This is a genomic window from Arthrobacter sp. LFS091 (genome assembly GCF_047977885.1).
In the GTDB taxonomy this organism is placed as follows: Bacteria; Actinomycetota; Actinomycetes; order Actinomycetales; family Micrococcaceae; genus Arthrobacter.
The window spans coordinates 245,490-266,180 of sequence record NZ_JBFPFP010000005.1; the positions used below are offsets into that span (position 1 = coordinate 245,490).

The following is a 20,691-nucleotide window of genomic DNA, read 5'->3' on the forward strand; positions in this document are numbered from 1 at the left end:
ACCGCTTTCCGGACCGCTGCGGCGTGTCCGGAAAGCAGGGCGTCGCTGACGCTGCCAGCTTGCGGGGGAAACCAGCATGACCGAGACACTTTTTGGTGGACCCTCGCTGCCTCCCGCATACCCGGAGCGCGCCGCCTGGGGTACCGCGCCCAAGCTTCGTGCCTGGCAGCAGGAGGCACTTGACCTCTACATGACGCGCAATCCCAAGGACTTCCTTGCCGTGGCAACGCCCGGTGCAGGTAAGACCACCTTTGCGCTGCGCATCGCCACCACGCTGCTGGACAGCGGGGTGGTCAACCGCGTGACCATCGTGGCGCCCACGGATCACTTGAAAAGGCAGTGGGCGGACGCTGCAGCCAAGGTCGGAATTGCCATCGACCCCAACTTCAAGAATTCCGACGGGCAGCACGGCCGTGGGTTCGTTGGGGTGGCCGTCACCTACGCCCAGGTGGCCAGCAAGCCGATGCTGCATCGAGCGAAGACTGAAGCTGCTCGCACCCTGGTGATCCTTGATGAGATCCACCACGGCGGTGAAGCTTTGTCCTGGGGTGACGGCCTCCGCGAGGCGTTCGATCCTGCAACGAGGCGGTTGTCCCTGACGGGTACGCCGTTCCGCTCGGATACCTCTCCCATTCCCTTCGTCGAATACGCCGAGGACCGTGACGGCATTCGCCGTTCCAAGGCCGACTACACCTATGGTTACGGCAACGCGCTGCGGGACCACGTGGTTCGTCCCGTCCTGTTCATGGCTTACTCGGGCCAGATGCGTTGGCGGACCAGCGCCGGTGACGAGATGGCGGCCTCGCTGGGCGAAGCCGCCGTGACCAAGGACATTACGTCCCAGGCCTGGCGAACGGCCCTGAACCCTACTGGCGAGTGGATCCCGGCTGTCCTGGCTGCCGCGGACAAGCGCCTGAGCGAGGTCCGGCGGACGGTTCCGGACGCTGGTGGCCTGGTGATCGCTACGGACCACGACGACGCCCGCGCCTATGCGGGACAGTTGAAGAAGATCACGGGGCAGTCGCCCACAGTGATTCTTTCTGACGATTCCAAGGCCTCCAGCAAGATTGAAGAGTTCTCTGCAGGGGACAAGCGCTGGATGGTTGCCGTTCGGATGGTGTCCGAAGGCGTGGACGTTCCGCGCCTGTCGGTGGGTGTCTACGCCACCTCGACGTCCACCCCGCTGTTTTTCGCCCAGGCCGTGGGCCGCTTCGTGCGTGCCCGCAAAAGGGGCGAAACGGCGTCGGTATTCCTTCCTTCGGTCCCGCCGTTGATGATCCTTGCCAACACCATGGAAGCGGAACGCGACCACGCCCTTGACCGTCCGGAGAAGGACGACGACGGACTCTTCAGCCCCGAGGAGAACCTCATGGCTGAAGCAAACCGGGAAGACAAGGCCTCGGACGAGCTCACCAAGGGTAAATTCGAAGCGCTGGACTCGCAGGCCTCCTTTGACCGTGTCCTGTTCGACGGCGGCGAGTTCGGTACGGGGGCCGACATCGGTTCCGATGAAGAGCTGGACTTCCTGGGCATACCGGGGCTTCTCGACGCCGAGCAGGTGGGCACGTTGCTGCGCCAGCGCCAACACGAACAGCAGTCGCGGAAGAAACGGCAATCACCCTTGGCGGCAGCCGCGTCGCCGGCGATCCCGGACCACCGCATGCTCATGGACCTGAGGAACGAACTGGCCAAGAACGTGGCCGCGTGGTCCGCCCGTACAGGAACGCCGCACGGAGTGGTCCACACCAAGCTGCGGGAAGTGTGCGGTGGCCCGGCTGTGGCCCAGGCCAATGAGGAGCAGTTGCAGGCACGCCTGCGTAAACTCCAGGACTGGTTCATAGGCCGGAAGTAGCCGGCCCAAGTTTCAGCACGTATGCCAAAGGGCGCCGCGGTTGCGGCGCCCTTTGGCATTCATGGCGTCCAGGTCAGTTGTGTTCAACCTCGACGCCGGCTGCTTCCATCTCCTCGAATGCCTCGGTGAGGTCCTCGGCAATACCGGCCGTGAGGTCCGCGATGACTGTGGTGCTGTATCCGGCCTGGACAGCGTCCAAGGCCGTGGACTTGACGCAGTAGTCGGTCGCAATGCCTACCACCACCACTTCCTCCACGTCGTGGCTCTGCAGCCAGTCGTCCAGGCCGATGGCCTCTTCATCCAGGACTTCGGGCACCGCGGCCCCTGCTTTGAGGTCGCCGGAGGGAACGTCGTCTTCGGGCGCCAGGATGCCTTCGAAGCCGGAGTAGGCAGCGGTGAACTGCCCTTTGCGAAAATAGGCCTGGATGTACTCGGGGTCCAGGTCCTCGTGGAGCTCAGCCCCTTTGGTCCTTGCCCGGCAGTGCGGAGGCCACGAATCGACCATGTCGGGCTCGTCCGAGAAGTGGGCGCCCGGCTCGATGTGCCAGTCCTGGGTTGCAACGATGTGATCGAAGAGATGCTGGTTGGCATCGACGTATTCGGTGATGGCGCCGGCTACGGCTGCGCCTCCCTCAACTGCAAGGGTGCCACCCTCGCAGAAGTCGTTCTGGACATCGACGATGATCAGTGCCCTGGACATCAGTTCTCCTCATAGACAGTGGGAATGGCGGGCTCGCCACGTTGCAGCCGGTTGACGACGGCGGGTAGCTCAGCCATGGTTGCGGCGTGCCGTTCCTTGGCACGGACGACGCCTTCCGGGCCGGTCCAGCCGGGAAGGACCTCGCCGTTCTTGACGAACTGCTGGAGCAGCTGCCGGTCGTTGCCGTCGTCGTCGGGACGGTGGCCGATCCCCACGATTTCGTGGGTTGCCTTGCCGCGTTCGTTGAGCTTGCGAAGGGCGTATTTACGGCCCCCGACGCTGACCTTGTTCTTGGCTGCCTTGGCCACCGGGATGAATTCGCCGTCGTCGTTGGTCCGGCTCACCAGTTTGTAGACCATGCTGGCCGTCGGTGCGCCGGAACCGGTAACGAGGGATGTGCCTACCCCATAGGAGTCCACGGGGGCGGACTGCAGGGCCGCGATGGCGAATTCGTCGAGGTCCGAGGTCACCACAATGCGTGTGTTGACGTTGCCCAGGTCATCGAGCAACTGCCGGACCCACTGTGCCTGGGCGACGAGGTCGCCTGAATCCAGGCGCACCGCGCCCAGCTTGTCACCGGCAAGGTCGACGGCGGTCCGGACGGCTGTTTCGACGTCGTACGTGTCGACGAGCAGCGAGGTACCCGGGCCAAAAGTTGCAATTTGGGCTTCAAAGGCCTCCCGCTCCGTGTCGTGCAGGAGCGTGAAGGAGTGGGCAGCAGTGCCCACGGTCTTGATGCCGTAGCGGCGTCCGGCTTCCAGGTTGGAGGTGCTGGCAAAGCCGGCAATCACAGCGGCCCTGGCGGCCGCCGTCGCGGATTCCTCCTGGGTGCGCCGGGAGCCCATCTCGATGCACGGGCGGGTGCCGGCGGCAGAGGTCATCCTCGAGGCAGCGGAGGCGATGGCGCTGTCATGGTTCAGGACCGAGAGGATGAACGTTTCCAGGATGCAGGCTTCAGCAAACGTTGATTCGACGATGAGGATGGGGGAGTTGGGGAAGTAGGCGTCGCCTTCGGCGTAGCCCCAGATATCGCCGCTGAACCTGTAATTGGCGAGGTAATCCAGGGTTTCCCGGTTGACCACGTTGTTTTGCTCCAGGAACTCCAGTTCGTCGTTGCCGAACCGGAAGTTGGCGATGCCCTCCAGCAATCGTCCAGTGCCTCCCACAACGCCGTAGCGGCGACCGTCAGGCAGCCGCCGGGCGAAGGCTTCGAACACTGATCGGCGATGCGCGGCCCCGGAGTGCAAGGCTGCCTGAAGCATGGTCAGTTCGTAGTGGTCTGTGTACAAGGAAGTTGCGGGGTGGTCCCACGACGTGGCTCTACTCACGAATTCACTCTAGTGCGAGCCGCCATAGAATGGACAGATGAGCCCTAGCGTTGCGTTTGGCACGGACATCGATGAGCGGACGGAAACTGCGGAGCAGTCGTCCACCGGTGTCCTGACCGCCCCTGATATCCCTTGGAACCTTGTGATCTGGAATGATCCCGTCAACCTGATGAGCTACGTGAGCTATGTGTTCCAGAGTTACTTCGGCTATTCGGAGTCCAAGGCGCACAAACTGATGATGGAGGTCCACAAGAAGGGTCGGTCCATTGTTGCCCATGGCAGCAAGGAACAAGTTGAGCAGCACGCCGTAGCAATGCACGGATTTGGTCTCTGGGCCACCGTGGAAAAGGCCGCGAGCGGCAATGAGACACCCGGAAAGGGCGGCCGCCAGCGTGGCTAAGGCATTCAAGTTTGGACTCAAGGGCATCACCGGATACCTGGAGCCGGCCGAGCGGGACCTCCTGCGTGGATTGTTGGACGATGTCATCTCCATGCTGGACTCCGATGCCCGGGACAACGAGGATCCGTTGGCGGCCCTGATTGGCCTGGACATGGACGTCAAGCAGCCCAGCGACCGCGCCCTTTTACGGCTTCTGCCCAATGTCCTGAAGGACGACGACGACGGCTCGCTGGAGTTCCGGCAGCTCACCGAACGCTCTGTCCGGGAAAGCAAGGTCGGCGCCCTGCGGGCCACCGCCATGGGACTGGACAAGGACGAACTGGTCCTGACCCTCGAAGATGCCACCCGCTGGTCCATGGCACTGAACGATGTGCGGCTTGTTCTGTCCGAACGCCTGGACATCCGCGATGAGGCTGACGCGGAGCACATCCACAGCATGCAGGACTGGAGCCAGGCGGAGGACGTTGAGAGCTACTTGGCGTTGGTCTACAACTTCACGACGTGGCTCCAGGAGTCCCTGGTGCAGGCCATGATCTCCGCCAGGCAGGCGAAATCCTGATCCGCCCCGTGGGTTGGTGCTGCCGCCTTGTGACACATCAGACACGAGGCGGAGACCACAGGTAATGGCCGGACGCCATGGGAAGCCTTATTCTCGAATAATTATGACTTCAGCATCGGGCAGTTCACCAAGCGGCGCTTCAGCCAGTGGCGGCCACCTCAGCGACGGGGAAATCGTGGGGGCGCGCCCGATCGGTATCTTCGACTCGGGAGTTGGCGGGCTGACGGTAGCGCGGTCCATCATTGACCAGCTCCCCAATGAGTCGATCCTCTATGTGGGGGACACCGCCAACGGCCCCTACGGCCCGCTTCCGATAGCCGAAGTGCGGGCCAACGCCCTGGGCGTCATGGACGAGCTGGTGGACTCCGGCGTCAAGTTGCTCACCATTGCGTGCAATTCCGCGTCGGCTGCCGTGCTCCGGGATGCCCGTGAACGCTACACGGCCCGTTACGGTATCCCTGTTATCGAGGTCATCCAGCCGGCCGTCCGCCGCGCCGTCTCAGCCACACGCTCCGGCAGGATAGGCGTTATTGGCACCTCCGCTACGGTAGGTTCCCGCGCCTACGAGGACACCTTCGCTGCTGCACCGGACCTGACCATCACGTCTGCGGCCTGCCCAGCGTTCGTCGAGTTCGTGGAAGCGGGAATCACCACCGGTCCGGACCTCCTGTCGGCAGCGAACGAATACCTGCAACCACTCAAAGCGGCCGGCGTGGACACAGTTGTCCTGGGGTGCACGCACTACCCCCTGCTGACCGGGGTCATCTCGTTCGTCATGGGCGAAGACGTGACGCTCGTATCCAGCGCCGAAGAGACGGCCAAGGATGTCTACCGTGCGTTGGCCAACCACGGTATCCAACGGACGGAGCCTGCAGCGCCCAGCCACGAGTTCATCGCCACGGGGGATGCGGCACACTTCGAAACCCTGGCCCGCCGTTTCCTGGGACCTGAGGTCCTTTCCGTCAAGCACGTTGACCATGTGGCTGCCCAGTACCCCACTGGCAGCCTGGCCCGCATTACCCCCGAGATGCTGGAAGCTGCCCGATCGGGATCCGGGTTGTCGCGACGTTCCTACTTCGTCCAGCCAGAGGGCAACCCCGCCTTCGGCTCGGGTGCGGCCATGGGACGTGGCCTGTGAAGCTGACGATCGTGGGGTGCACCGGATCCTTCCCGGGCCCCGGTTCGCCCGCGTCCTGCTACCTGGTGACCGCACACGATGGCGAACGTGAGTGGAAAATAGTCATGGACCTCGGCAGTGGAGCCTTGGGCGCGATCCAGCGCTACACGGACCTTGAGGACATAGACGCGATTTTCCTCACCCACCTGCACCCGGACCACTGCATGGACTTGTGCGGCCTGCACGTCGCCGTCCGTTGGAAACCAGGCGGTTGGGGTCGTGACAGGCTTCCGGTGTGGGGGCCTGCGGCAACCGCGGACCGGATGGCGACCGCCTATGGGCTGGAACTTGATCCCGGGATGCACGAGGAGTTCGACTTCACCAACTGGGCCGAACAGAAGCCCGTAACTGTGGGGCCCTTCACCGTCACGCCCTATTCCGTCAATCACCCGGTTGAAGAGGCATACGCCTTGCGTGTTACCGCTACGGAACCGGGCAAGGATGGCATTCCGGTTACCAAGGTCCTGACGTACTCCGGGGATACTGATTCCTGCCAGGGGCTCGAGGACGCTGCCAAGGGTTCGGATCTGTTTCTCTGTGAGGCTGCCTTCGAGGAGGGCCGCGACGACGACATCAAGGATGTCCACCTCACAGGCAAGCGGGCAGGCGAGGCCGCTGCAAACGCAGGGGCCAAACGGCTGCTGCTGACGCACATTCCCGTGTGGACCTCGCAGACCAAAGTACTCTCGGAGGCAAAGCCGGTATTCGGAGACGTGGCTGTGGCTGTCGCCGGGGTTCACTACACCATCTAGGTGGGCCGTCGTCGGGGGGGCCTGGTCGGCTTGGCTAAGCTTGGAGCATGACTTCTGAAGCAACAGCCACACCCGTCATCCGCGCCGATGGCCGGACCCCCGACCAACTGCGCCCCATCAGCATCACCCGCGGCTGGTCCAAGCAGGCCGAGGGATCGGCGCTGATCGAGTTCGGCAACACCCGGGTCCTGTGCACGGCTTCGCTCACTGAGGGCGTGCCGCGCTGGCTCAAAGGAGAAGGCCGTGGCTGGGTCACTGCCGAGTACGCCATGCTTCCCCGTGCCACCAACACCCGATCCGACCGTGAGTCCGTGAAGGGCAAGATTGGTGGACGCACCCACGAGATCTCGCGCCTCATCGGCCGTTCGCTGCGCTCCATCATCGATACCAAGGCCCTGGGCGAGAACACTATCGTCCTGGACTGCGACGTCCTCCAGGCCGACGGCGGTACCCGTACGGCTGCGATCACCGGCGCCTACGTGGCCCTCGCGGAAGCCATCCGCTTCGCCCGGGAGAACAAGCTCATTGCCCGCAACGCCGAGCCCCTGGTGGACACCATCGCGGCCGTTTCTGTCGGCATCATTGACGGCGTCCCCATGCTGGACCTGCCCTACGTTGAAGACGTCCGCGCTGAGACCGACATGAATGTGGTGGTGACCGGTTCCGGCAAATTCGTTGAAGTGCAGGGCACCGCTGAGGGCGCACCCTTCGATCGCGACGAACTCAACGCCCTCCTTGACCTCGCCCTGCTGGGCACCACGCAGCTTTCGGCCATCCAGCGTGAAACGCTGGCGGAGGCTCCGTGAGCGCCGTAGAGCCAGGCGGCCCCCGGCTGGTGCTGGCCACGCACAACAAGGGCAAACTGAAGGAACTGCGTGAACTCCTTCGGGGCCAGGTGCCAGGGCTCGACGTCGACACCCAAGTGGTGGACGCCGCTGCGGCCGGTGCCCCGGATGTCGCCGAAACCGGTGTTACGTTCGCGGAGAACTCGCTGCTGAAGGCCCGCGCGGTGGCGGAAGCGACCGGCCTGGTGGCCATCGCCGACGACTCCGGCCTGGCAGTGGACGTACTGGGCGGAGCCCCCGGGATCTTCTCTGCACGCTGGTCGGGGCGGCACGGCGATGACATTGCCAACCTGAACCTTTTGTTGGCGCAGCTCTCGGACGTTCCCGATTCCTTCCGTGGAGCGGCCTTTGTCTGCGCTGCTGCGTTGGCGGTGCCCGGTGCCGATGGCATTGCCCATGAAACCGTGGAGTACGGCCAGTTGGAGGGGACCCTGCTGCGGGAACCCCGCGGCGAGGGTGGCTTTGGCTACGACCCCGTGCTGCAACCAGCCGGAATGGACCGCAGCTGCGCCGAACTCAGCTCCGAGGAAAAGAACGCCATCAGCCACCGGGGCCAGGCGTTCCGGGCATTGCTGCCTGCCATCGTGGACGCATTGTCAGAGCCGCAACTGAAGTAGGCCTGGACATGCGAAAACGAATGGCACCCCGCGCGGCGGGGTGCCATTCGTTTTTTGCTTGCTTGAGCGGAACGCCGGGCGGCCCTAGAGCTCGCCGGTCTTGCCGCCGTCGTGCTCGTCGATGAATTCCTCCACGGGATCGGTTCCCTGGGCGGCCGCCTTGCGTTTGGCGACGAATCCGCGGCCCACCTCGATGAGGATCGGAATAACGGAGATCAGGACGATGACGATGAAGATAATGTCGATGTTCTTGCCGACCCACTCGAACTGGCCGAGCCATGCACCGAGCAGGGTAACTCCGCCACCCCACAGGACGGCGCCAATGACGTTGAAGAGGAAGAACTTGCGCTTGTCCATCTGGGCGACGCCCACGATGACCGGCACGAAGGTGCGGATAATCGGCACAAACCTGGCCAGGATCAGCGCTTTGCCGCCGTGCTTCTCGAAGAATGCGTGGGCGCTTTCGACGTTTTCCCTCTTGAACAGCCTGGAATCGGGCTTGTTGAAGATCGCCGGCCCGGCTTTCGCTCCGATGAGGTAGCCGGTCTGGTTACCCAGGATGGCCGAGACGATGATCAGGCCACACATGCCCCACAGGTTGAACTCAATGGCGCCTGTCGACACCAGCAACCCGGCTGTGAAGAGCATGGAGTCGCCGGGCAGGAAGAAGCCCACCAGCAACCCGGTCTCAGCGAAGACGATGGCGCAGACCAGGAGAACCACCCAGGGTCCCAGCGGTGAATCGCGCAGGAAGACGTCGGGGTTCAACCAGTCCGGCAGGAACGACGCCATGGCCGGCTGCACTGGGCCCGCGCCCCCGAAAGTGGATACGGCCATATCGCTTATCGCAGAAAAGATCACCCATTAAGCCTACTTGAAGCCAGTCCGCGGAAATTTCCGTAGGCCGGAACGGCTGCATGTCACCACAATCACCCATGCAATGGCCGCCCCGCCGTCCAAATCGGCGGGGGCGGACTTTTCCCGCTGTAATCTTGACCAGTGGCATTGGACTTTACGGCGATCGACTTTGAAACAGCCAACGGCTTCAGGGGCTCCCCGTGTTCAGTTGGACTCAGTAAGGTCCGCAACGGAGTTGTCGTGGAAGAAGCCTCATGGCTGATGCGCCCTCCGGAGAACCACGATCATTTCGAGTTCCACAACACGCGGATCCACGGTATCCGTGCTGAAGACGTCGCCGGGCGCCCACGGTTCGGGGACCTCTTTCCCGAAATCGGGGCATTCATCGGTGGGGACGTACTTGCCGCCCACAATGCGGCCTTTGACCTCGGCGTGATCCGCTCGGGCTTGGAAGTATCCGGGCTGCCCGGGCCCGCCTACCACTACGTCTGCACCGTCATGCTGTCGCGTCGATGCTATTCCCTGGTGTCCAATTCCCTGCCGTACGCGGCAGAGGAAGCCGGGGTCCCGCTGGTGAACCACCACGACGCAGCCGAGGACGCCCGCGCGTGCGCAGGCATCCTGGTGGACATTGCCCGGCGCAACAATGCCAACAGCATCGCCGAACTCTATCTTTCCCTGGGGTTGAACCTGCCCCATCAACCGGCGTTCGATTCCGCGGTGGGCTTGTCAAAAGCCACAGTCTCGGCGTTGGCCGCCAAGAACGGCAGTTCCCTGGAACGTGCCCTGGAAGGGGCCCTGGGCGGTCCAAGCGGCTGGTCGGCGTGGCCGGAGGAGGGCCCCAACCCGCTGCCCAACCCCGCGGCCGAGCCGGGACACCCGCTCTTCGGCCAAACAGTGGTATTCACCGGTGATCTTGCCATTACACGGCCGGAAGCCAAGTCCCGGGCCGCGGACATGGGGGCCCGCCCCGAAAGCCGTGTGACTGCCCGGACCACGGTGCTGATTGTCGGAGACGGTTTCGTGGCTGGAGACCTTCGGGCAGGACGGCTTACAGGCAAGGCGAAACGGGTCCTTGAGCTCCACGCCAAGGGACAGCAGATCGAGGTAGTCTCAGAGGGCGAGTTCCTGCAGATGGTGGGCGGCGCCTGACCGGCCGGGGGGTCACACTGCGCAATATTGCTTCCCGTCCGTGCAGCAGCGCTCCTAGCCTTGGTTCATGACCAAGCCAAGCTTTCCCCAAGCGCCGGCCCGCCAAGCTGCGGACACTCCCGTTAGCGGTGGGATTGATTGGCGCGCAGTGTTTGCCTTTCCCAACCCCGTCAACGAGTACGCCGCCCGGATTACGGCCGGGCTCGTGGTGGTGCTCGCTGTCGTGACGTTGGTGACCGGCTGGGGCTGGGGGTTGGTTGCCCTCGCCGCAGGTTTCTGGCTCCGCGTGCTTTTTGGTCCGCGGATTTCCCCGTTGGCCCTGTTGTCCGTCAAGGTCCTGGCTCCGCGAATTGGTCATGCCAAGCTGGTTGCCGGTCCTCCCAAGAGGTTCGCCCAAGGTATCGGGGCCGCCTTGACCAGTGCCGCCGTCGTGCTGTTCTTCACTGGCTTCCAGCCGGCTGCATGGATTCTGCTTGCTCTGCTGATCGTTGCGGCCTCGCTGGAGGCATTCGCCGGTTTCTGCCTGGGGTGTGCAATCTTCGGTTTCCTGCAGCGCCGTGGCCTCATTCCGGAGGACGTGTGCGAGGCCTGCAACAACATCACGCTTCGCAGAACCTAGCCCCTGCCTTCAGCCGGTGGTGACGGCCAGGAGACGGTCGGCCATACCGCGGATGACCTCCGGTGCTTCCAATGCCTCCAGCCAATCCGCGGGCAGGCACCTCTCGCCGTAGTATGCGCCGAGGATGTTGCCCGCGATCGATCCGGTCGAGTCACTGTCACCGCTGTGGTTAATGGCGACGCCGATTGCGTTGCGGAAATGTTCTGCCGGCTCGCTGCCACCCGTGGACAGGACGGCGTACAGCCCGACGGCGAGTGCTTCCTCAGCCACCCATCCCTCACCGAGCTCCGCGGTCAGTTCCTCGGGACCCAACGTTGCGGACTCCGCGGACAATTGCAGGGCCGCGTTCAGCCTTTCACCGAGCTCGGGTGCCTTGGTGGGAACGGCGCTGACGTACTCAAGGGCGTCGACGGCGGCAGTACGGATGTCGCTGCCTGCCACGATGTTGTGGATCAACAGGCTGAAGGCGGCCGCACTGAGCCGTGCCGAGGGGTGTCCATGGGTCAACGAGGCGGCGTCGGAGCTGAGCTTGTAGACCGCTTCACGGGAGATGTGGGGGATGAGCCCGAACGGGGCTGAGCGCATCACTGTGCCGCATCCTTTGGAGTCCGGGTTGACGGGCCGGGCTACTGTTCCCATGTCGCCGGTCGCCAAGCCGCTGAGGCAGGCGTTGCCGGGCGCGCGGCGATGCTTCAGCACGTCCTGGGAGTCAATCCACCGGGGCTGCGGCGCTGGAGCGGAGGACGAAACGGCGACATCCTGGGTCGCAAGCCAACGCAGGTAAGCGAGCCAGAGGCAGGCGATCTCGTCCGCAGCTACACCGTCGTTCGCCCATTCGAGGGCTTCTACGAGCCCGTCAACCGTATACAGCGTCATCTGGGTGTCGTCCGAAAAGTGGCTGCCGCCGTCGAGCTGCGTGAACGAGGTCAGGCCGTTCGGCCCAAACCGTGCGCGAATGGCGGCAAGGGAATCGAACTCCACCTCGTAACCCAGGGAATCACCCAACGCCCCTCCCAAAAGTGACCCGTAAACCCGGGATTCGAAGGACGGAACGGCGGGGGAGGAAGCGTCAACACTCATGCCAGTAACTTACCGTGCCCCCAGGCCCCCGCTGATATGGTGGGGAAGCTGCCGGCACCGATGAAACCCTGGAGAGACAACGTGCGTGAACCTGCTTGGCGACGGACCGGAAAGACACCTGACTACCGGTTTTCGCTGGCCAACGAACGTACCTTCCTGGCATGGATCCGCACATCCCTGGCGCTGCTCGCGGGCGCGGTAGCGGTTGACCAACTGGCCCCCAACATCGCCCCTACGCCGGTGCGCTTGGTTCTGTGTGTACTGTTGGCGCTTGTCGGGGCCGGGCTGGCCGCCTTGTCGTATCGTCGCTGGGGTCAGATGGAAGCCGCGATGCGCAATGACAAGGCCCTCCCTTTCTCCCGGGTGATGCTGTTCATGACCATCGTGGTGGCCGTAGCCGCCTTCGCCTTCGCCGTGTTGATCCTCGTGGCGCGTTGAGTATGGTCGGATCGAAAAGGACGGAACCGTGAGCGTGGAAGTCCGGGATCCTGGCCTGCAACCCGAACGCACCACGCTGGCATGGCGACGCACACTGATTTCGCTGGTGGTGGTGGACCTTTTCATCTGGCGAAGCTGGCTGACATCGGAGGCCGCCGCCGGCAACGTCGTCGCCGGCCTGCCAGGGCTGGACTACCAAGGGCTTTGCGCTCTCATGGCCGCAGCGGCCACGGTAGTCCTCGCCGCAGTGGTGTGGGTCCGCTCACGCCAGCTCCAGGCTGGCAGCCAGGCGGCATCGGCACGGTTGGTCCTGGTCAGCACGCTGGCAGTGGTGGGCCTCGGGGGCACGGCCATCGCAGCGATAGCCTTGGGCGGATAAGCTCGGAGGCGGGATTCAGCAACTGCCCAGATTCGGCTGGCAAGATGCTCAAGGACTCCGGACGTTCCGGGCGAACCATGGGCACGCCACCGTGCAGCGCGATCCGCGGCAGGCCATACCTACCTGCACACCAACCGTAAGGACAACTTCGTCATGACCTCTCCTGTGCACGCCACCTCCGATCCCCAACCGGGACTCATCGCCCGGCTGTCGGCTGAAGCTTTGGGCTCCATGTTCGTCGTGCTGGTTGCGGTCGGTGTCTCGATCTTCTCCAACCCTTCCGGTGCCCCGCTGCCTGCAGCACTGGCAACCGGCCTGACGGTTACCGTGGCGATGCTGGCTTTCGGGTACGTTTCCGGTGGCCACTTCAACCCGGTGATCACCTTGGGCAACCTGATTGCGGGCCGCATCCGCGCGGTGGCCGCGATCGCATACATCGTGGCCCAGGTGATTGGCAGTGTTGTGGGTGCCGCCCTTGCATACTGCGTGGTGCTGACCGTTCCCGTGCTGACGGACGCCCGCGCAGCCTTCGGCTCTGTGGCTGCCGGTTATGGTGAACACGCCGCTGCACAAACCCAGATGGCCGGGGTCCTGCTCGTTGAGGTTATCGGTTCGGCACTGCTGGTCGCCGTGTTCCTTGGGGCCACCTCCGGCCGCCGCGCACTTCCTGCAGTGGCACCTTTCGCAGTAGGACTCGCCACGGCTGTCCTGCTCCAGTTTGGACAGGTCCTGGGCAACCTTCCGTTCAACCCTGCACGTGCCACAGGGCAGGCGTTCTTCAGCCCCTCCTGGGCATTGGACGGTTTGTGGCTCTTCTGGGTGGCTCCCTTGATGGGTGCCGCGCTCGCCGGTCTGGCATTCAGGGGTTTCCAGGGTTTCTCTGCCGGCAACCAGGGTGCCGAAGCAAGCTCCGTGCTCGCAGATGGCGGCGTCAACGATTCCTTCGACGCGGAGGCGGACCCCACCGAGGACGTTGCAGTGACCCGTGAGGCGAAGGGCAGCCAGGATGAAGGCAGCACATCGGCCCGTCCGGCTCCTGCTGCTCCCGTCGCCGACGATGACGCACGCGACTTTTTCGAGGGCAAGAAAGGCTAGCAGCCGGACAGGATCGACGGCGGTCGGCTCGCCTCCGCTTTAATGTCGGTGCTCCCGGATAACTTGAGAATATGCGGTTACTCCATACTTCCGATTGGCATCTTGGCCGGTCTTTCCACGGCGTTGGGATGCTTGAAGCCCAGCGCAACTTCGTGGACCAGCTGGTGTCTTTCGTCGAAGCCAGGTCCGTAGACGTTGTCCTGATTGCCGGTGACGTCTATGACCGCGCGCTGCCTGGATTGGATGTCGTCAAGCTGCTTGATGAGGCTTTGGTGCGCATTACCCAGGCGGGGGCCAATGTTGTGCTGACCAGCGGCAACCACGACTCCGCGATCAGGCTGGGCTTCGCCTCACGGTTACTGGAACGTGGGGGAGTGCATTTGCGGACCCGGATCGAGGACCTGGACGTACCGGTCATGTTGCCTGCACGTCCGGACGGCCAAGGAAACCCTGCGACAGTGGCCATTTACGGCATTCCGTTCCTTGAACCGCGGCTCGTGGCTGAGCGGTTGGAGGCCCCCAGCGCCACCCACTTTGAGGTCACGCTCGCTGCGGTGGAGCGCATCAAGGCCGACGTTGCACAACGCCGCGTTTCCGGGCCAGTTCATCCGGTGGTCCTGGCCCATACTTTCGCCAGCGGCGGTATCACCTCGGAGAGTGAGCGGGACCTGAGTATCGGCGGCCTGGGCGCGGTCCCGTTGGATCTCTTCGAGGATTTCACGTATACCGCGCTCGGTCATCTCCATGGCCGCCAGGAGCTGGCACCCCACGTCCGTTACTCCGGTTCACCCTTGGCCTACTCGTTTTCGGAGGCCAAGCACCACAAGGGCGCCTGGCTGGTGGAGATCGGTGCCGATGGCGTGCCGGACGTCCAGGAAGTCCTATGGGAGGCCCCACGGACACTCGCCGTGTTGAGGGGAAAGCTCGATGACCTGCTGGGGTCCGCGGAGCATGCGTGGGCGGAAGCTGCGTACTGCCACATCACGTTGACGGACGCCCAGCGACCCGCCCAAGCCATGGAGACGCTGCGCAGCCGTTTTCCAGACACCCTGGTCCTGGCATTCGACCCCGAAGGCGCCGAAGCCCGGTCCAAGACCAGCTACAGCACCCGGCTTGCCGAGGCTGAGGACGACCTCGGAGTATGTTGCGGCTTCCTGGACCATGTCCGCGGCCGTACCGCAGGCGAGGCCGAAGAAACTGCGCTGCGGGAAGCCCTTGAGGCCGTTCGGTTGGAGGAAGCGGAGCTGTGAGAATCCACCGCCTGGACATCGAAGCGTTCGGTCCGTTTGCGACCCCGCAGCACATCGACTTCGACCAGTTGAGCTCCCAGGGACTCTTCCTGCTCAATGGCCCCACCGGGGCCGGCAAGACGAGCATCCTGGATGCCATCTGTTTCGCCCTGTACGGATCTGTGCCCGGCGCCCGCCAGGAAGGTAAGCGGCTTCGCAGCGACCACGCGGCACCGGGGGCCGAACCGCGCGTGGTCTGCGAATTCACAGCCCGTGGCAGGCGTTTCGAGGTAAGCCGTTCTCCGGCATGGGAACGACCCAGCGCCCGTGGCCGCAAGGGGTACACAACCCAGCAGGCCAAGACGCTTCTCCGGGAACGCATCGGGGGCACATGGGAGGAAAAGTCATCCAGGAATGACGAGGTAGGTGCCGAGCTCTCCGACGTCCTGGGCATGGACCGGGACCAGTTCACCCGTGTAGTGATGCTCCCCCAAGGGGACTTCGCAGCCTTCTTGAGGTCAAAGGCCGGCGACCGCCTGGACCTCCTCCAGAAACTCTTCGGTACTCAGCGGTTCGAGGCCGTCGAACAGCAACTCGCCCAGCAAGCGGCGGCAGCAGCCAAAGAGGTTGGGGAGAACGCATCGGGTCTCCAGATGCTGCTGGACAGGATTGCCTCAGAACAGGCACAGCTGGGTGTTTCCGGCGCCACGGGGGAGGATGCACCGGACGACCATGACGGGCCTGCCCTTACTGCTGGAGAGACACCCCAGGCTGACAACGGGGACCCTGAGGCGTGGCTCCAAGTTGTCGAAGAAGACGTTGAGGCCGAACGGAAACGCCGGGAGGCCGCGGCCACCGAAGCGGAAACGCGATCCGTCCGGTATGCCGAGGAATTCAAGGAAGCCGAGGAGAAGTCACTGCGGCATGCCCGCCTCGCTGCCGCCTTGCAGCGGAAGATTGTTGCTGAATTGGCGGCACCCCGGGCGCTTGAGAACAGGGAAGCGTTGGCCAAACACCGTCGTGCTGCCGTTCTCAGCGGCCAGCTCGACGCTGTTGGAACTGCGGCCCGAAAGGTCGATGCCGCTGTTGAACGGGTGGCAAAGGCTCGCGGCAAACTGGCTGCGGCGGGCGTGGCGACCGAAGATCCCACAGTGGCCCTGGATAAAGCGAAGGCATCGCATGCGGTACTCCAAGCCCGGCTGCCGGACGAGCAACGCATGGAGGAAATCGCCGGACGTCTCGCTGCCAAGCGGACTGAAGAGACAACCCATCTGGCTGCGGCGGCGGAAGCAACGTCCTTGCTGGCTCAATTACGCGAAGAAGCCTCGACGTTGGAGTCAAGGATTGAGCCGCTGGAACCTCTCGCTGCCCACCTCGCAGACCGGGAACGGGACGCCGCGTCAGCAGCCGAATTGGTAGGCATCGTAGCCCGCTACTCCACCGCAGCACACGAACTCGACACCCTCAACGGCCAACACCTCCAAGCACGGTCAGCGTCGCAGGATCTTCGTCAGCGCTGGCTTGATGTCCGCGAGCTCCGCCTCGCCAACGCCGCAGGGGAGCTTGCCGCGGCGTTGGAGAACGGGAAGCCGTGCGCCGTCTGCGGCAGTGCGGACCATCCGCAGCCTGCGGCAGCTGCGCGCTCGGCCCTGTCTCTGGCCCAGGACGAGGAAGAAGCCAGGCAGCTTTTTGAGGGCAGCGAGAAAGCCCTGGCAGAGTTGGCCGGGCACGTTTCCGCTGCGGCCCAGGTTGTCGCCGGGTTGGCGGCCCAAGGCGGTTCACTTGACCTCGCCGAGGCTAAGGCCAGCCTTGTGGCGGCTGAGGCTGCTGCGCTGGAAGCCCGGAATGCGTCCACCTTGCTGGCGGAGCTGCGGGGCGAGCTTGAGGTCCTCAGCAAACGAGTGGCCCAGGTGCAGGAAGAACATTCCGCGTCAGTCGGCGCGGCAGCGCAGGCGGCCTCGAGTGTCCAGCTTCTGCAGGAGCAATGCGATGCGCTGACAGCCGAACTGGAAGGTCTAAGGGGGGATTTCCCCAGCCTGCGCGAACGTCTGGAAGCGCTGTCCAGGGAAAGTGCCCTCCTTCAGGAGGCTGTCGATGGGGAGCAGGAGCTGGAGGGCGCCCGGCATGTCATGAGCGAGGCCGCGGCCGCACTGGAACGCGCGCTGCCCGAATCCGGGTTTGCCACCGCTGAAGAAGCCCGTCGCGAGTTGCTGTCTCCCGCCGACGTCGTTGGACTCGAGCAGGACCTCGCCGATTTCGACGCCGAAGCAGCAAAGCTGGACGAGCTGTTTGCCAGCGAAGACCTGGTCCTGGCTGGCAAGGAAGCCAGCATCGGCGAACTGCCCATGCCTGAATCCGAACGCGCGGAAGCACGGCTCCGTGCTGCCAAGGCCGCAGAGGATGCCCGGTCTGCTGCCCTGGCCGCAGGGCTCGCGGGCAAGTCGGTTGACGCCATTCGCCGCTATCGGGCGGAGTACCGTTCCCTTGCCCAGGCCGCTGAAGAACCGCGCAGGAAGGCCCGCGTGCTTGCCGGGCTGGCTGAAACCGTCCGGGGAGCCGGGGAGAACAGTTACCGGATGAGCTTGAACACCTATGTTCTCGCTGCTCGTTTGGAGCAGGTGGCCGCTGCCGCTTCCGAAAGGCTTGTTGCCATGAGTGATGGCCGGTATACCTTGCAGCACACCGATGCCAAGGCTGCGCGGGGCGCGAAGTCCGGCCTTGGGTTGGAAGTAGTCGACGAATGGACCGGCCAACATCGTGACACGTCCACGCTCTCGGGCGGTGAATCCTTCATGGCCTCCCTGTCCCTGGCGTTGGGGCTCGCGGATGTCGTCCAGCATGAGGCCGGTGGAGTGGACATTGAAACGCTCTTCGTCGACGAAGGCTTCGGCAGCCTGGACGAGCAAGCGCTCGAGCAGGTCATGGACGCTTTGGAGGGACTACGCGACGGCGGCCGGGTCGTCGGACTGGTCAGCCACGTTGCGGAGATGAAGCAGCGCATCACCAGCCAGCTCCAGGTGGTCAAGGGGCGCCATGGGTCCAGTGTGCGGATTGCCGAGGTAGTTCCCTCATGACCCATATCCGATAGACTTACCCCGTTACACCGGGTCGCGCGCATCGGGAGGAGGGACGATGCGCACCTTTTAGCGAACCCGGATTAATGGAAAAATCTTCTGTGGCCTCCGAGCCCTTGTCATTGGCGCCAGCACGTCCCTCACGCCTGCCAGGCCGTTTCGCCCGGCTTCCCGAACTGGCTGAACCCGGCTTCCTGCCTTTGGGTCTTTTCGCCAGGCTCCCCTTGGCCATGCTTACCGTGGGTACCTTGACCTTGGTGACAGCCGTCAGCCATTCGTACGCGATCGGCGGGATGGCAGCCGGAGCCGTAGGCATCGGCTCTGCACTGGGTGCTCCGGTCCTGGGCTCCCTGGCTGACCGCGCCGGCCAACGCATCGTGCTTGTCGTTGCGGCCATCGTCAACACCTTGGCCGTTGCCGGACTGCTTGCTGCGGCCTACCTCACTCCCGGCTACGAATCGGCGGCTGACGCGATCGCCGTCCTTGTCGCCGCGTTCCTGGCCGGGGCGAGCTGTCCCCAGGTAGGTCCCATGGCAAGGGTCCGCTGGATGGCGCTGACCACACGCAACCTTTCGCCGGCGGCAGGCAGCGGGGGCAGGAGCGTCGCGGCCAACCGGGCCGACCTGGATACCGCCCTGTCCTACGAGGGCACCGCGGACGAAATCACTTTCGTCCTTGGTCCCGCCTTGGTGGGCGTCCTGGCGAGCATCGTAGCCCCTTGGCTGCCCCTTGCCCTGGCTGCTGTCATGACCATCACCCTCGTTCCTGCTTTTGCCGTCCATCCCAGCCAACAAGCTGTGGTGCCGGCCCCACGAAAGGCGCGCACCGGCGTCGTGCCCGCCGCAGGGCAAAACGGCGGAGCGAAACCACAGCGGCGTAACCGCTGGGCCGGTGCCGTGGTTGCAGTTCCGGTCCTGGCCATGGTCTGCATGGGGACCTTTTTCGGCGCGACCCAGAACGCTTTGAGCGCGTTCTCGGCGCAATACGCTACAGCCGAGATCGCCGGGCTTCTGTACGCGGTCATGGGCATGAGCTCAGCGGTTGCGGCGTTGTCTGTCGCTTTCTGGCCGCAACGGTTCAGCTTGGCTGCGCGCTGGGTAGCCGCTGCCTTGGCGATGTCGGTGTTGTCGTTGCTGTTGCTGCTCCCGGGCGGAATCTGGCCCATGGTCCTGGTGCTGCTGGTCCTTGGCATTCCTGTGGGACCGGTCATGGTCACCGTCTTCAGCATCGGTGGCCTGGTGGCGCCTGCCGGCCGGATGGCAACCGTGATGACGGCGCTGGCCAGCGGAATCGTAGCGGGTACCGCACTGGGCTCCTACCTGGCCGGGCAATTGGCCCAAACCCAGGGCTCCGGGGCGGCGTTCGTGGTTTCCATGGGCGCAGCAGCAGGACTCTTCATGCTGGGCGTCGTCACGTTCCTGGTGATGAAGCGTCGGCCCCAGGGTTGACCTTCCAAGCCCCGACGTTAGGGCTGGTCACGCTCCGGCATTGCGGTAGCCGGTGGGGGAGTTGCCGAAAGCGGCCCTGAAGATGCGGCTGAAATGGGCTGCGTCAGTGAATCCCCACCGCGCTGCGATGGCCGTGACAGGGCGTTCTGCCAGCACCGGATCCATCAGGTCCCGGCGGCACCGCTCAAGACGCCGTTGCCGGATCGACGAAGCCACCGTAGTGCCGATCTCCTGGAAAAGATCGTGCAGGTGGCGGGTGGAGATGTAGTGGGCTGCGGCGATGGTTCCGGGGGAGAGTCCGGGATCGCCGAGGTTGGCTTCGATGTAGTCGTGGATGCGGCCCAGCAACAGCAGGTGGGGATCGCGGCCCGTCTCGATCATTTGGTCGAGTTCGCCGTTAAAGAGCGTTGTCACCAGGTCCAGGGCATTGCGGACCAGCCGCAGGCCGTTGGTGCCGGACAGGGCTTCAAGGTTGTCGGCCAGTTTCACCAGGAAGGGGCTGATGAGTTCGCCGAGCCCCTCGTCACCGGGAATCCGCAAAGCTGTCACATGGCCCATGGCTTCGGCCGGCAAGTCCAGCAGGACGTGAGGGAACATCAGCACCAAAGTGCGGAAGTCGTCGTCGAACGTTAGCTGGTACGGGCGTGAGGTGTCGTAAATGGAGAGGTCGCCGGGGCGCAACACGGCTTCGCGTTCGTCCTGCACCAGGCGACCGGACCCACTGAGCTGGATGCTGAGTTTGAAGAAGCGGCCGGTGGACTTGGCTATCAACTCAGGAGTGCGGAGGACAGCATGGGGTCCGGCGGTGACTTCAACTACGGAGATCTGGTCAAGGACACGTGCCCGCATGGTTCCGTGGAAGGCTGAGTTGCGTGGGCCTTGGGCCAGCAATGGCACGAAGGATGCGGAGATTGCCCTGCTCCACTCCTGGAACGACTCCGCCACGATGGTTTCCACGGTTGCGGGGCCGGTTTCGGCCGCGACGGTCATCAAACTCCCTTTCAGAGGCCCGCGGTGCCGCTGCGAGTGGGCCGGGAGGGCCGGCACTGCGGGACGTGAGCTTGCCCACGATTCTACACCGGGGACCAT

Annotated in this window: 20 protein-coding genes; 15 read left to right on the plus strand and 5 right to left on the minus strand. The window is 64.2% G+C overall.

Annotation, left to right across the window (positions count from 1 at the left end):
* The first annotated feature begins 76 nt into the window (after window positions 1-76).
* Window positions 77-1,852 carry a DEAD/DEAH box helicase gene (locus tag ACNQOP_RS11375; protein WP_235521589.1) on the plus strand — a complete coding sequence of 592 codons (1,776 nt, stop codon included), beginning with the start codon at window positions 77-79 and terminating at the stop codon, window positions 1,850-1,852.
* Window positions 1,853-1,925: 73 nt separating this feature from the next.
* Here the strand turns inward: ACNQOP_RS11375 and ACNQOP_RS11380 are convergent, their stop codons facing one another.
* Entirely contained in the window at window positions 1,926-2,552 is a 627-nt protein-coding gene (locus ACNQOP_RS11380) for an isochorismatase family protein (protein ID WP_349470363.1), read from the minus strand.
* Window positions 2,552-3,880 (minus strand): nicotinate phosphoribosyltransferase, encoded by a 1,329-nt coding sequence (locus ACNQOP_RS11385; protein ID WP_416404500.1) that lies wholly within the window; start codon window positions 3,878-3,880, stop codon window positions 2,552-2,554. The genes ACNQOP_RS11380 and ACNQOP_RS11385 overlap by 1 nt, the downstream gene beginning before the upstream one ends.
* A gap of 37 nt (window positions 3,881-3,917) precedes the next feature.
* Here ACNQOP_RS11385 and clpS point away from each other — a divergent pair, with 37 nt between their 5' ends.
* The 6 genes from clpS (at window position 3,918) to rdgB (ending at window position 8,230) form a co-directional block, all read left to right on the plus strand.
* Window positions 3,918-4,280, plus strand: coding sequence for an ATP-dependent Clp protease adapter ClpS (gene clpS, locus ACNQOP_RS11390; RefSeq protein WP_235521586.1), 363 nt, complete (start codon window positions 3,918-3,920; stop codon window positions 4,278-4,280).
* Window positions 4,273-4,839: a DUF2017 domain-containing protein gene (locus tag ACNQOP_RS11395; protein WP_211711568.1), complete on the plus strand. Its 567-nt coding sequence runs from the start codon at window positions 4,273-4,275 to the stop codon at window positions 4,837-4,839. Before clpS ends, ACNQOP_RS11395 begins: the two co-directional genes overlap by 8 nt.
* A gap of 64 nt (window positions 4,840-4,903) precedes the next feature.
* Window positions 4,904-5,977, plus strand: coding sequence for a glutamate racemase (murI, locus tag ACNQOP_RS11400; protein ID WP_416404501.1), 1,074 nt, complete (start codon window positions 4,904-4,906; stop codon window positions 5,975-5,977).
* A complete protein-coding gene (locus ACNQOP_RS11405; protein ID WP_284987051.1) occupies window positions 5,974-6,768 on the plus strand; it encodes an MBL fold metallo-hydrolase in 795 nt (264 codons plus the stop codon). The genes murI and ACNQOP_RS11405 overlap by 4 nt, the downstream gene beginning before the upstream one ends.
* A gap of 47 nt (window positions 6,769-6,815) precedes the next feature.
* Window positions 6,816-7,574, plus strand: coding sequence for a ribonuclease PH (gene rph / locus ACNQOP_RS11410; protein WP_011775233.1), 759 nt, complete (start codon window positions 6,816-6,818; stop codon window positions 7,572-7,574).
* On the plus strand, window positions 7,571-8,230 hold the full coding sequence (rdgB, locus tag ACNQOP_RS11415; protein ID WP_284987052.1) for an RdgB/HAM1 family non-canonical purine NTP pyrophosphatase: 660 nt from the start codon (window positions 7,571-7,573) through the stop codon (window positions 8,228-8,230). Before rph ends, rdgB begins: the two co-directional genes overlap by 4 nt.
* Window positions 8,231-8,314: 84 nt before the next feature.
* On the opposite strand, the gene ACNQOP_RS11420 is transcribed toward rdgB, so the two are convergent.
* The gene (locus ACNQOP_RS11420; RefSeq protein ID WP_257369291.1) at window positions 8,315-9,076 is read right to left on the minus strand and encodes a DedA family protein; all 762 of its coding nucleotides are present in this window, start codon (window positions 9,074-9,076) and stop codon (window positions 8,315-8,317) included.
* Between the two features lie 153 nt (window positions 9,077-9,229).
* Between ACNQOP_RS11420 and ACNQOP_RS11425 the strand changes: the two genes are divergently transcribed.
* Both ACNQOP_RS11425 and ACNQOP_RS11430 read left to right on the plus strand, forming a co-directional pair.
* Window positions 9,230-10,240 carry an exonuclease domain-containing protein gene (locus tag ACNQOP_RS11425; RefSeq protein ID WP_416404502.1) on the plus strand — a complete coding sequence of 337 codons (1,011 nt, stop codon included), beginning with the start codon at window positions 9,230-9,232 and terminating at the stop codon, window positions 10,238-10,240.
* 67 nt (window positions 10,241-10,307) lie between these two features.
* On the plus strand, window positions 10,308-10,859 hold the full coding sequence (locus ACNQOP_RS11430; protein WP_416404503.1) for a DUF4395 domain-containing protein: 552 nt from the start codon (window positions 10,308-10,310) through the stop codon (window positions 10,857-10,859).
* 9 nt (window positions 10,860-10,868) lie between these two features.
* Here ACNQOP_RS11430 and ACNQOP_RS11435 read toward each other — a convergent pair whose 3' ends face one another.
* Complete coding sequence (locus ACNQOP_RS11435; protein WP_416404504.1) at window positions 10,869-11,939, minus strand: ADP-ribosylglycohydrolase family protein; 1,071 nt, start codon at window positions 11,937-11,939, stop codon at window positions 10,869-10,871.
* A gap of 81 nt (window positions 11,940-12,020) precedes the next feature.
* Between ACNQOP_RS11435 and ACNQOP_RS11440 the strand changes: the two genes are divergently transcribed.
* The 6 genes from ACNQOP_RS11440 to ACNQOP_RS11465 all read left to right on the plus strand — a co-directional run bounded on the left by ACNQOP_RS11440 (window position 12,021) and on the right by ACNQOP_RS11465 (window position 19,602).
* Window positions 12,021-12,377 (plus strand): YidH family protein, encoded by a 357-nt coding sequence (locus ACNQOP_RS11440; RefSeq protein WP_416404505.1) that lies wholly within the window; start codon window positions 12,021-12,023, stop codon window positions 12,375-12,377.
* Window positions 12,378-12,405: 28 nt separating this feature from the next.
* Complete coding sequence (locus tag ACNQOP_RS11445; RefSeq protein ID WP_416404506.1) at window positions 12,406-12,756, plus strand: DUF202 domain-containing protein; 351 nt, start codon at window positions 12,406-12,408, stop codon at window positions 12,754-12,756.
* Window positions 12,757-12,909: 153 nt separating this feature from the next.
* Window positions 12,910-13,851, plus strand: coding sequence for an MIP/aquaporin family protein (locus ACNQOP_RS11450; RefSeq protein WP_416404507.1), 942 nt, complete (start codon window positions 12,910-12,912; stop codon window positions 13,849-13,851).
* A gap of 71 nt (window positions 13,852-13,922) precedes the next feature.
* Window positions 13,923-15,101, plus strand: a complete 1,179-nt coding sequence (locus ACNQOP_RS11455; RefSeq protein WP_416404508.1) for an exonuclease SbcCD subunit D — start codon at window positions 13,923-13,925, stop codon at window positions 15,099-15,101.
* Window positions 15,098-18,154, plus strand: a complete 3,057-nt coding sequence (locus ACNQOP_RS11460) for an AAA family ATPase (protein WP_416404509.1) — start codon at window positions 15,098-15,100, stop codon at window positions 18,152-18,154. The genes ACNQOP_RS11455 and ACNQOP_RS11460 overlap by 4 nt, the downstream gene beginning before the upstream one ends.
* 86 nt (window positions 18,155-18,240) lie before the next feature.
* Complete coding sequence (locus ACNQOP_RS11465; RefSeq protein WP_416404510.1) at window positions 18,241-19,602, plus strand: MFS transporter; 1,362 nt, start codon at window positions 18,241-18,243, stop codon at window positions 19,600-19,602.
* 27 nt (window positions 19,603-19,629) lie between these two features.
* On the opposite strand, the gene ACNQOP_RS11470 is transcribed toward ACNQOP_RS11465, so the two are convergent.
* Window positions 19,630-20,592 (minus strand): helix-turn-helix domain-containing protein, encoded by a 963-nt coding sequence (locus ACNQOP_RS11470; protein WP_284987059.1) that lies wholly within the window; start codon window positions 20,590-20,592, stop codon window positions 19,630-19,632.
* Between the last annotated feature and the right edge of the window lie 99 nt (window positions 20,593-20,691).